The sequence below is a fragment of the Paenibacillus hunanensis genome (assembly GCF_034055775.1).
Classification (GTDB): domain Bacteria; phylum Bacillota; class Bacilli; order Paenibacillales; family Paenibacillaceae; genus Saccharibacillus; species Saccharibacillus hunanensis.
Genome location: NZ_CP139194.1, coordinates 100,329 through 113,992 on the forward strand (window position 1 = coordinate 100,329; position 13,664 = coordinate 113,992).

General features: G+C 48.6%; 4 protein-coding genes. All 4 read left to right on the forward strand.

Annotated elements, in window-relative coordinates:
- Positions 1-160 precede the first annotated feature (160 nt).
- Positions 161-1,606 carry an ATPase domain-containing protein gene (locus SK066_RS00425; RefSeq protein ID WP_320543225.1) on the forward strand — a complete coding sequence of 482 codons (1,446 nt, stop codon included), beginning with the start codon at positions 161-163 and terminating at the stop codon, positions 1,604-1,606.
- Between the two features lie 17 nt (positions 1,607-1,623).
- The gene (locus SK066_RS00430) at positions 1,624-1,875 is read left to right on the forward strand and encodes a hypothetical protein (RefSeq protein ID WP_188778392.1); all 252 of its coding nucleotides are present in this window, start codon (positions 1,624-1,626) and stop codon (positions 1,873-1,875) included.
- Positions 1,868-4,087 (forward strand): LuxR C-terminal-related transcriptional regulator, encoded by a 2,220-nt coding sequence (locus tag SK066_RS00435; protein WP_320543226.1) that lies wholly within the window; start codon positions 1,868-1,870, stop codon positions 4,085-4,087. The genes SK066_RS00430 and SK066_RS00435 overlap by 8 nt, the downstream gene beginning before the upstream one ends.
- Before the next feature lie 346 nt (positions 4,088-4,433).
- The gene (locus SK066_RS00440) at positions 4,434-13,643 is read left to right on the forward strand and encodes an S-layer homology domain-containing protein (protein WP_320543227.1); all 9,210 of its coding nucleotides are present in this window, start codon (positions 4,434-4,436) and stop codon (positions 13,641-13,643) included.
- The last annotated feature ends 21 nt before the right edge of the window (positions 13,644-13,664 follow it).

Below are 13,664 nucleotides of genomic sequence, written 5' to 3' on the forward strand. Positions count from 1 at the left end.
AAAATAGGGTATAAATGATTAAAACCTTTAGTCCCGTTATGAAATTGGAAAATAGCTTTTGTTAATGCACAATCCATTGTTATAATTGCCTTACAGTCATCTTCGTAAGAAAGCTAACCCTTGCGTGACTAAATTATTCTACAGATGGAGGGAGCAGTATATGCCTAACACAAATGCTATTAAGACACGTGCCATCCATACAGGTATACCCGGACTCGACGAAATTTTGCATGGCGGTATCCCACCGGGTGCTGTAGTGATTCTGGAGGGCGAGCCTGGAACCGGAAAAACGACGATCGGTATGCAGTTTCTGGTAGAGGGTGCAGTTAGCTTCAACGAACCGGGAATTTATATCACATTTGAGGAGTTGCCGGAGCAGATTTACGAAGATATGAGCGGATTCGGATGGGATTTGCGTCAGCTGGAGCGGGAAAATAAGCTGCGCGTTATTTGTATGGAGCCGGATATTTTACTGGATCAGATGCTACAGCCGAACGGTATCTTCGAGGCGGTTGTGAAGGAGATCGGCTGTAAGCGTGTCGTCATCGACAGCATCAGCCTGTTCCGGATGGTAAGCACGCAAGAGCATGCGCGCAATAATGTGTATACAATTCGCAATATTATGCGCAAGCACAATCTGACGTCCTTTTTTATCCGCGAATATGCGGAGCTTGCTGAAATGAATATTCCTTTTGAAAATTATATCTGTGACGGTATCGTGCGACTCTCGCTCAAGCCGCTGATGGAGAAGTACCGCAAGCGTACGATCGAGGTGCTCAAAATGCGTGGTACACGTATTATGGAGGGTGAGCATACGTACAAGTTCCTGAATCAAGGTGTGTACATTGTTCCGTCATTATCGATGGCTGAGGATAAGACGCTGACACGGGAAACGGAAATGTTCTCAACCGGTATCGAGACACTGGATGAATTGCTTGGCGGCGGTATTCCGCGTGGGAGTGTATTCATGATTGATACGAACAGCAAAGCGAATTATCGTTACCTAATGTCATCAATTTATGCACAGCGAATTCGTGACGATGATTGTACAGTAGCACTGATGTCTGGCAATACACCACTGGATACATTTGCCGATACGATAGAGTTGTTTGGCGTGTCGCTGCGGGAGGCTGCTCGTGATGGAAAAGCCTTTTTCATCGAGCATTATCGCAGAGCTGTGGATTCTGATCTCGAAAAAGCGATGATTCGCGTAGATAAGGTGGCGAATGATGATTACGCACAGGTACTCAATGATAAGCTGGGGCCGATTTTTGAATGCGAGGATACATGTGACAAGCGCTGGTTTGTCTACTATGATCTGAATACGATCATTTCCGAGCGTGGCCGTGACTTCCTGTTGCGTTATTTTGCCGAAGAAATGTCGATGTGGCGTTCACTAGGAATTACGATTGTTGTGCATTGCAACTTTGCGGAGATTGGAAAAGAGACTGCTTCATTCCTGGAGCGTACGTGTAACGGTGTTATTCGTACGTGGGTAGATGGCAATTACCAGTATCTTCAGGTCACCAAATCCCCGAGCGGTCGCGTATCTGCACCGCACATTATTGCGAACGCACCCGATGAGCCATTCGTGCAACTGATCTAAGGAGGGATGGGGACCTTATGGTAGCAGAAAGCGATGTAATTACATTACAAATGGAATGCACTCTATTTTTCGAAAATAATCCGTATGCGATCGAAACAAGTAGTGGCCTATCGAAAAGGCTAGGACGCAGTCAACAGGTAACCGAGCGTGCCTTAAATCGTCTGGCAGATATGTCGATCCTGGAAAAGAATGGCGATGGCCTGCGGGCTATTTACCGTTACCGGGCGCCCTATGTGCAGACAGAAGTGGATCTGAGCGCCTATGATTGAGACAACGGGATTGATAAGCGATATTCGAGACGTCTGTCAGGAGCTACAGGATACGTATGCTCAGTTAACTGATCTGTTAATTATGGTAACGGATCATGAAGGACGCATGATGACTGCGCCTTCGCATCCAGGTCATACAATCATATTTGAACAGCATGCCGAGGAAATGCAGCGATTCATGCAGCAGGAGATCAACAAGCTACAAGGGATTAAAAATACGTTGTTATCCGATCAATGGGTGCCCGGCATTCGCTGGCTTATTGCACCGGTGAGTCTGGAACCGCTCTCTTCAAGCTTCTTTATCTGGGCGGGTATTCTGATTCAGACCGGTACACGTCAGGCCGTGCTATCCCATCCTAACTTTTCACAGAAGGATGCAGAGGTGTCGACTGACTTTTTCGAGGCGATGCAGCGCTGGGTACATGAGACGCAGGAGACTACACCGGAGCAGGAAATATTTAAACGTGAAAAAATTACGCGCTTAGCTCGAGCGATGTCGTTAATTTTAAAATCGAGCTACAAAGAAAAGCGATTGACTGACCGGCTGGTCGCTCTAAGCGATACGCTCGTGACGGATCAGTCTGCTGCGCATCCGATTGAGGAAATTACGCGGATTGTGCTGTCATCCAGCGATCTGGCGGATATTTTCGGATTTGCCTTGCGTACGGGCACAGGCAAATATACGGTCATTAATAGCATTGGTACAGCTGCACCTGAGCTGAATGGTGCGGTATTCCACGAGGGAGAGGGCTTCCTTGGGCAGGCGGTGCTGAGTGCGCAGCCGTCACGCTGGACGAATGTGGAACGTGACCCACGTAGCAACTTCTTTTTACAAAAGGGTGTGCCTCAAGTTCATGAGGTGCAGTGCTTCCCGATTCGTTATGATGATGAAGTGTATGGCTTGCTATTTGGCGTGAGCTATAAGGAGCGCTCGATTCCAGGGCTGCATTTCCAGTTTGAAGAGACGATGATCTCGCTGATGGGCTGGTATATTGCCAACCACCTGACCTATGAGAAGATGGAAAAGCAGCTTCAGCGCTTCAAGCCGCTGATCGAGCTGTCGCGCATGATCGTGTCGGTACAGGATGCACAACGCGTCATGTTCATGCTGGTAGATATGAGTCTAAATCTGGTATGGAATCCATCGGCGTCTATTGTGGTGCATCGTACTTCAGACGATGGTAAAATCCAGATGGTGGCACGCGGCATGCAGAGCCCGAATGGTGAAACGTATGCGAAGGATGTAGCGCGTCGTTATCTGGAAAATGCAGAACAGCCAGCAGCTAGCTACTACATCAACCACAGCACACCATTTGAGATTATGCTGGAATATCCGATCGTGTATGCGAATCGTACACGCGCGGTGCTGGCTGTTGCGGTGAGCACGGAGCAGGAGGGCGAGGAATGTCGTGAGATTTTGTCAGCACTCGCGATGATGGGCAGTGTAGTGATGAAATCGGTATATGATCGTCAGCAGTATATGTCTAATAGCAATCGGTTTGCGCAGATTCTACACGAATCGATTCGTGAATGGAATGTGGCGCTGTATCAACTGACTGCCGATGCGCAGCGCATTGTACAGGAGTTTGCAACATGGGGCGGTATTACGAAGGATGAGGCGGATATGATCGGACGCGCCTGCCTGATGTCGTATTCTGATCCGAATATGCTGCGCAGCTTCCCACATCTGTTCCAGCAAGAAGCTGAGATGATTGAGGACTATAAGCATATACAGGATAACCAGGCTGTTGCAGCAGGAAAGTCTTATTCTCGTGGTGGTCAGATTATGGCACTGGCGTTTGCCATTGCGGCATCTGCGGACGATGATATGCGTGTGGTGAATGATCTGCCGATTAGCGGTATTGATCAAGGACTGGTCAGCCAGTTCCGCCTGTTTGTGCTGAGTCGTCATACACTGGAAACCGAGATCAATCTGGTGGAGGAAGCGCCAGCGGTTGCGGCACGCTCGGTTTCGTCCGAAGGCGCGGAAGGTCGAGGACTGGAAGCGATTGTGAAGCAATTTGGCCTTTCGCCTCGTGAAAAAGAAGTATTGGAGCTGGTCGTGAAAGCATCCAGTAATAAGGAGATTGCGGCTACTCTCTTTATTAGTGAGCACACGGTCAAAAACCATTTAACGAATATTTTTAATAAAATGGGAGTCAGTGATCGTGCTCAAGCGATCGCGGCTGTATTTAATAAAAGCATCGGATAGCGACGATGAACAAATGTCCAATTCAATAAGCGAAAGCCAGCGTAATCTACGCTGGCTTTTTTTGTTGGCGTAGATTCGTAATCAAGAGCAAGAAAGTGATGTTTTTACGTTTTTATTTATAAACCATTTAAGGAAAAAAAAAGAAAATATGCTTATTTTTTAAAAAATAGTGATCTTTTTTTAATTAATAGTCGAAATCACAGGTAAAGGAGGGTATATTTGTATATATTCCTTAATTAGGAATAAAATCCTGTTAATTGGTTTAAATGTACCACAATAGTCTTACGAGCTTCATTTGCTAGCCTAGTCGACATCTACTACAACACTTTCAAAAGGGGCGAAAGAGATGAGGAAAAAGGGGTATTCGTTTTTAATTCTGCTGCTGGTTATTAGCCTGATTTGGCCTAATATACCGAGGCAAGCGAATGCCGCAGGCGGATTAGGTATTTCGTCTGCTAATGGTCAAAATGTAGCAGGACAAACAGCCACCGTAACTCTTACTTACGAGCCGGGAATCGCAATTAACCTGATTGGTAGTGTTGTTATCGTATTACCAGCAGGATTCACGGCAACGACAGCGGATCAGTTCAATGGAGTGAATATCCCCTCCAACAGCATCAGCTCCGATGGAAGAACCATTACGCTCGGCAATTTGCTGGCGCTAAATCTAGGTGCTTCCAATACATTGAAACTCAACAATAAAGTGCTTCCCGCAGCTGGAAGCTATACGTTTACCGCCTACACCCGTAGCACGTTAAACGTAACGATTGGTGAGTCCACACAGCAAAATAACTTTACAATCCTGGCAGCAACTCCAGCTCCTACGATTGCTCAGGTTAGTGTATCCAACCAAATCTCAGGCTCCTCGACGATCACAGTGACGGGTCAAAATCCGAGTGATACCATCACTGTATATAACTCCAGCAATCAGGCGATTGGCACAGGTACAGCGAATGCCTCTGGCACAGCCACGGTAACAGCAACGCTTATTCCTGCGGGTGGAACACTCAGTGTGAGTGCCAAACGTGGCACTGCTGAAAGTTCTCGGACGAGTGTAACCTATGGTGCTGCTGTATTAAGCGCCATTCCCACCTCTAGTATTACCATTGCGAACAATTACGGATCACAGGACACTGTAACCGTAAACAATATTAGTGAGGGCGATCTGGTCACTATATATTCCGGCAGTACCTCGATCGGTACAGCGACAGCGAATGCGAGTGGCACAGCCGTGGTCTCCACTACATTAAATGCAGAAGGCGGTACGATCAATGTAAGCCGTACGCGCAGCGGTGTAGAGAGTGCCTACAATGCTGTGACGTACAGTGCCGAGGTTGTTCCCCCAATTGCTACGGCTAACGTTTCCATCAATAATGCTTATGGTGGAGCATCGACCGTTACCGTTAACAATCTAAAAGTAGGCTCTATTGTAACCGTATCATCCGATAATACGATTCTTGCGACCGGTACGGCAGTCAACACTTCCTTAACTTTGCCAGTTGTCTTAACTCCGGCAGGGGGTAGTTTAAGCGTGAGTGTGAAAGAAGGACTCCTGCAAAGCGCGACCACCACGGTCAACTATCCTTCGATCACTGTACCTGCTATTCTGGCTTCTAATATTACCGTTACCAATAATGCCGGTAATACGGATAGCGTAGCCGTTAGCGGTCAGGTTCAAGGCGATACAGTCACCGTTTATGATAGTACAGGTGTACTGGGTACAGGCACGGTAAGTGCTCAAGGCACAGTCACTGTTCCAGTAACGTTAACCCCTCTGGGTGGTTCCGTTAATGTGAGTGTAACTCATCAGGGAGTGGTAAGCCCGGCAACGGCTGTAGCTTATCTGGCTGAGGTAATCCCACCACTGAATTCATCCCAAGTTTCATTGTCCAGTATCGTCAATGGTTCATTAAATGTAACCGTCAATGGACTGACCTCTGGCAATATTGTAAAAGTGTATGGAAATGGAACGGTGCTGGGTACAGCGACTGCAACGGGTACAGGCATTGTAACGATTCCAGTCGCTGCGAATGCACAGGGCGGAAGCTTGAGTCTTAGTGTAACGCAAAACAATATCGAAAGTACCACTATTTCCATTCCTTACGGTGCCATCACGGTTCCTGCTGTAAATGTGGCTAATGTAACGGTTACCAACAATTCTGGTAATAATGATACCGTTCGGGTAACCGGACAGACAGCTGGCAACACGATCAGGGTGTATGGTAATGGCAGCTTGCTGGGCAGTGGAACTGTAGCTAGTAACGGAGAGGTTACAATTAATGTGGCCCTCAATCCGCTTGGCGGCACGGTTGGAATTAGCGTAACTGATCAAGGAGTTGAGAGCTTGGTCGTGCCTGTCGCTTATCCGGCGGAGGTGGTGCCACCGGTAGCTACAGCAAGTGTCAATGTAGGCAACAACTCCGGTAATGCAGATAACGTGATTGTAAGTGGTCTGCAAGCTGGTGACATTATCAAGGTATATGGTAATGCAAGTCTGCTTGGTACAGGTACGGTAGCAACCGGTGGTACAAGTGTGAACATACCGGTGACGCTTATTCCACTTGGTGGCAATGTCAATGTGACACTGACACGAAATGGGGTAGAGAGCGTGCCTACGGTTGTGACGTATGCAGCCGAGGTTGTTGCAGCGATTAATCCAGCTAACGTCAATATTACAAATGAACTTAATGTCTCCTCGGTGATTGACGTCACATCGCTTCAACCAAATGATATTGTCAGAGTGTATGCAGATGGCACGCTTCTGGATACACAAACTGCGAACGGACAGGGCGTTGTTCAGCTCAATGCAACCTTATCTCCAACAGGCGGTGCAGTTAGCCTTATTGTAGAGCGCAATGGCGTGCTGAGTTTACCGGTTCTTGTGAATTATGGAGCCGTTCTTATTCCAAATATCCCAGCTGCTAATGTCACTCCGCAAAATAATTACGGTGATAGCGATACTGTAACCGTCACAGGAGTAGACGAAGGGCTGACCGTAACGATCTATGAAGATAATGAGGTGCTCGGCAGCGCAACCGTTCCTGCATCGGGAACCGTTACAATTGACCTGACTCTTACGCCGACAGGCGGAACGGTTTATGCGACAGCCAAATATCTCGGTATCGAAAGCGACCCAGTAGCTGTAAATTATGGACGTGAGGTTGTTCCACCTATTGATGCAGCACTGGTAACCGTAGCTAATAATACAGGTGGCTCTGATACAGTAAGCTTCGTATCGCTCGTCTCCGGTGATCTGATTACCGTGTACAAAGACGGAGCTGTGCTTGGCACAGGTACGGTATCGGCGGCTGGTACAGTCGTTATCAATGCAACGCTGACTCCGCAAGGAGGCACAATTGCTGTAACGAGACAGCATAATGGCATTGAGAGTGCACCAACTTCGATTCCATACAATTCGGAACCAGGTCCTGTATTGGATCCAGCTAGTATTGATGTGACGAATGCGACTGGAAGCAACGATATGATTGATGTCACAGGTCTGGAGCCAGGCGATACGATCCGCGTAGTGGATGCGAACGATACAGTCGTTGGCACAGGCATTGCGAACGCCAGCGGTGTAGTCATGTTCCAAGTGACGTTACTGCCTGAGGGTGGCGCATTAACCTTTGTACTGACGCGTGATCAACTGGATAGTGATCCTGTTCAGGTGAACTACCCGGCAGAACAACCTGCACCAGCGAATCCACCGGTTGCTGTAGTGGATTCGATTAATGCAGACATCGGAACGGTAACCGTAACGAATCTGCAACCAGGTACAGTTGCTAATGTATACGATGATGACGATACATTGCTCGGTACTGCCCCTGCGGATGGCACAGGTAAAGCAACCATTAGCTTTAAGTTCCTGAAAGCACAGGGCAAATTGTTTGTACGTGCATTTGCCAATGGGGTCGAAACGACCGTCCTGACATTTGATTATCAGGATATTGAGGTAGAGAGTACACCAGGTATCGTTAGTGCTGCACTGACTAGCATTAGTGGCAGTCAGGGAACGGTCACAGTGACAGGAGCACAGCCTGGAGATATTTTAAAAGTATATGGTCCAAATAATGTGGTGCTGGGTACAGGAACAGCCGATACGAACGGACAGGCTCTGATCGTATTTACGTTCCCAACCGCTGATGGTGATCTGAGAGTCACCAGCACTACGAACGGTACAGAGACAGATCTGGTAAACTTACCGTATAGCGGTGTAGATATTCCAGCTACGCCTACACCAGCTGCTGCTCTGAGTAATATTAACAATGATCAGGGTACTGTAACGGCAACAGGCTTGCAGTCAGGCGATGTTGTAACAGTATACGGTCCTAATAATGTGGTACTCGGTACAGCGAATGTAGGTAGCGACGGACAGGCTGTCGTTACGTTCTCATTCCCTACATCGGATGGAGCCCTGACCGTCACATCGACCAGAAATGGAACGGAAACGAATATTGTAGTACTGCCGTATTCTGGTGTGACTTTACCAGCGACACCAACTCCAGTTGCAGCTTTGAGTGGTATTAATGGAGCTCAGGGTGTAGTTACCGTAACAGGTGTGGCTGTAGGTCAGACGGTACGCGTATACAGTGATACCAATGTACAACTGGCTGAAATTACAGCGGATGGTAACGGCGCAGCTGTGTTGCCATTTACCTTCCCAACTACGGATGGTGAATTGTCTGTTCGAACGGTAAGCAATGGAACAGAAACGGAAATTTCGGTTCTGCCATACAGCAATATTACGCTTCCAGTTGCTAATCCAACGGCTGCATTGACCGATATTACCGGAGCACAGGGAACGGTAGAGGTCAGCGATGCACAGCCAGGAGATGTCATTAAAGTCTATGGTCCAGGCAATACGGTATTAGGTACCGCGGTAGCCAACGGTAGTGGACAAGCGACAGTAGTGTTTACGTTTACGACAGCAGATGGTGATCTGAACGTGACGTATACTCGTAATGGAACCGAGACTGCCATTATTACACTGCCATATAGCGGCGTAGATATTCCAGCTACACCACAGCCAGCGGCAGTCATTACGAATATTAATAGCAATCAGGGTACGATTACAGCTACAGGTATTGACCCGGGTGAGACCGTTACTGTCTATGATGACAATAACGCCGTTCTGGGTACAGGAGTAGCCGCAGCAAATGGAGAAGCCGTGATTACCTTTACCTTCCCAACTGCTGACGGTACGCTCACCGTCGTAGCTAATGTGAATGGAGTCGAAACCGAAATCGCTGCGCTTCCTTATAGCGGTATCGTGATTCCGACAACACCTACACCAGTAGCATCCATTAGCAGTGTGAATGGAGATGAAGGTGTGGTGACCGTAACTGGTGTAACACCAGGACAAACGGTACGTGTATATAGCGATGCGAATGTACAGCTTGCTGAAGTCACAGCAAATGGAAGTGGAGCAGCAGTGCTCAACGTGACGTTCCCAAATGCAAGCGGGGAGTTGTCTGTTAGAACCGTAGCGAATGGAACGGAAACGGAAATTGCGACTCTGCCATATAGTGGCATCGTGGTTCCAACGCCGACACCAGCCGCTGATCTGACCGACATCAATGGAGCACAGGGTACTGTGACGGTAACGAACGCACAGTCTGGTGATGTGATCAAAGTGTATGGACCAAATAACGAGCTGCTGGGTACGCAGTCTGTAGGTGTGAATGGTGAAGCGACAGTTAACTTTACCTTTACCACAGCCGATGGCGATCTGACCGTAACGTACACTCGCGGAGGAACAGAAACGAATATTGTAACGCTGCCATATAGCGGTGTGGATATTCCAACGACTCCACAACCAACAGCAATCATCAGCGATATTGATGGCGCAGACGGTACTGTAACAGTTACTAATGTAGCCGCAGGACAAACGGTACGTGTGTACAGCGATGCGAATGTACAGCTTGCCGAGGAAACAGCGAATGCAGGCGGAACCGCAGTGCTGAACTTCACCTTCCCGAGTGCGAATGGGGAGCTGTCTGTCAGAACGGTAGCGAATGGAACGGAAACGGAAATCGGTACGCTGCCATACAGCGGCATCGTGATTCCAACGCCGACGCCAACAGCGGATCTGACTGACATTAACGGAGCACAGGGTACTGTGACGGTAACGAACGCACAGTCCGGTGATGTGATTAAAGTATACGGACCGAACAATGAACTATTAGGTACACAGTCTGTAGGCACAAATGGTGAAGCGACAGTTAACTTTACCTTTACCACAGCCGATGGCGATCTGACCGTAACGTATACTCGTGGAGGAACCGAGACAACGATCACTACGTTGCCATATAGTGGCGTTGACATTCCAACCACTCCACAACCGACAGCAATCATCAGCGATATTAATGGTGATGACGGAACAGTTACCGTTACCAATGTAACTGCTGGACAAACGGTACGTGTGTACAGTGATGCGAATATCCAGCTTGCCGAAGAAACCGCGAATGCAAGTGGGACCGCAGTGCTGAACTTCACCTTCCCGAATGCGAATGGGGAGCTATCCGTCAGAACCGTAGCGAATGGAACGGAAACGGAAATCGGTACGCTGCCGTACAGCGGCATCGTGATTCCAGCACCGACACCAACAGCGGATCTGACTGACATCAACGGAGCACAGGGTACTGTAACGGTAACGAACGCACAGCCAGCAGACGTGATTAAAGTTTATGGACCAAATAACGAGCTGTTGGGTACACAGTCTGTAGGTACGAATGGTGAAGCGACAGTAGTGTTCACCTTTACCACAGCCGATGGCGATCTGACCGTCACGTATACTCGCGGAGGAACAGAAACGACGATCACTACGCTCCCATACAGTGGCGTCGACATTCCAACAACTCCGCAACCAACCGCCATCATTAGTAACATCAATGGTGACGCAGGAACAGTTACCGTAACGAATGTAACTGCAGGACAAACAGTACGTGTGTACAGTGATGCGAATATACAGCTTGCCGAAGAAACCGCGAATGCAAGCGGAACTGCAGTGCTGAACTTCACCTTCCCGAGTGCGAATGGGGAGCTGTCTGTCAGAACGGTAGCGAATGGAACGGAAACGGAAATCGGTACGCTGCCATACAGCGGCATCGTGATTCCAGCACCGACACCAACAGCGGATCTGACTGACATCAATGGAGCACAGGGTACTGTAACGGTAACGAACGCACAGCCAGCAGACGTGATCAAAGTCTATGGCCCGAACAACGAACTGCTGGGTACGCAATCGGTTGGTAGTAACGGTGAAGCAACTGTAGTATTCACCTTCACCACAGCCGATGGCGACCTAACAGTAACGTATACTCGTGGAGGAACCGAGACAACGATCACGACTCTACCTTACAGTGGTGTGGATGTTCCAACGACTCCACAACCTACTGCAACCATCAGTGACATTAACGGTGATGAAGGAACCGTAACAGTTACCAATGTAGCTGCTGGACAAACGGTACGTGTATACAGCGATGCGAATGTACAGCTTGCCGAAGAAACCGCAGACGCAAACGGAAGTGCAGTACTGAACTTCACCTTCCCGAATGCGAATGGGGAGCTGTCTGTCAGAACGGTAGCGAATGGAACGGAAACGGAAATCAGTACACTACCATACAGTGGTATCGTAATTCCAGCACCAACACCAAACGCAGAGGTAACTGATGTTAACGGTAATGAAGGAACCGTAACAGTCACCGATGTAGCTGCAGGACAAACAGTGCGTGTGTACAGCGATGTGAATGTACAGCTTGCTGAGGAAACAGCAGACGCAAACGGTACTGCAGTGCTGACCTTCACCTTCCCGAATGCAAACGGCGAACTGTCTGTCAGAACGGTAGCGAATGGAACGGAGACAGAAATCGCGACCCTGCCGTATAGCGGCATCGTGGTTCCAACGCCGACACCAACCGCTGATCTGACCGACATCAATGGAGCACAGGGTACAGTTACAGTAACCGATGCGCAGCCAGGTGATGTGATTAACGTATACGGCCCGAATAATGAATTACTGGGTACGCAAACTGCGAATGCTAATGGTGAGGCAACGATTAACTTTACCTTTACTACAGCAGATGGCGACTTGACGGTAACGTATACGCGTGGAGGAACGGAAACGACAATCACCACCCTGCCATATAGTGGTGTGGATATCCCAACGACTCCAGAGCCAACGCCAGCAGCTGAATTGGGTACAGTGAATGGATCGCAAGGAAGTGTAACGGTTAGCAATGTAGCTGCCAGTCAGGTTGTACGTGTATATGATGCGAACAATACACTGCTGGCAGAAGGTACAGCCGATGCGAACGGTTCATTGCAATTGACCTTTACCTTCCCAACAGCCAATGGAACACTCTCGGTTCGTACGGTAAGCAATGGAACCGAGACAGAGATTGCAAGCTTGCCATACAGTGGTGCTGATGCTCCAACTACTCCAGGTAACCCGGATAGCCCTGAGGCAACGCTTGTCAATACGCAGGGTAATCAGGGAACTGTCCGAGTGAATGGCGTACTGACAGGGGACACTGTAACTGTACAAAGTGATGTATATGGTCAAGGTACCGTTCAATTGGGAACTGTTACTGTCACTGCGGATGGCTTTACGGATGTAAGTATCCAATTCCCAGAAGCATCAGGACAGATTGTTGTCATCCTGAACCGTAATGGCACATCAACGAACATTGCAACAATCAGCTACAATACGCAAAATAATGGCGGTGGCACAAATGACGACGACAACGTGCCAGCCGGACGGATTCCAGGGCAGCTTGGTCTTGGTCCAGAGTTTACCAATGGTGGAGCAGCGGCAGGAACGGGTACACCTGAGCCTGCTGGAGAAACCGATACACCAGCAACTACCACACCAGCGACTGAACCAACAGACAACACGGTAGGTGCTGCCGCAGGTGAAGGCACGGCAGCCGGAGAAACCGAAGATGCTGACAAGCTGATCACGTTGAAATCGACGAATGTCGCCGACTTTAGTGATACGGCAGGTCACTGGGCACAAGCGGATATCGCTCGCCTGCATCGTCTGGGCATTCTCAATGGCGTAGGTAACAACAAATACGACCCAAATGCAACACTCACACGGGCGCAATTTGCTCAGATGATTAACAATCTGCTACAGCTTAGCCCGGATGGAACCAAAGCAGGCTACTCGGATATTCGTAGCTCCGCATGGTACAACAACGCAATTCAGGCTGTAACGACTGTAGGCGTAAGCAACGGTTACACCGACGGCACGTACAAGCCTAATCGTAAGATCAGCCGTGAAGAGATGACGCATATTCTTTTGAATACGATGCGCTACGTTGATCCAGACGGCTCGTTCGGTGCAGACACCAATCAGGTATTAAACAAATTTAAAGATCAATCTAAAGTCGGTAACTGGGCACGGAATGATCTGGCATCTGCAATCGCAGAGCAACTCATCAAAGGTAGAGCTAACGGTGAGCTAGATCCAAAAGCAAGTACAACTCGTGCCGAAGCAGCTGCAACCATATCGCGCCTGATCGATCAATTAAGTGAAAATTTTAAGATCGATTAATCACACTAAAGCATGTAAATT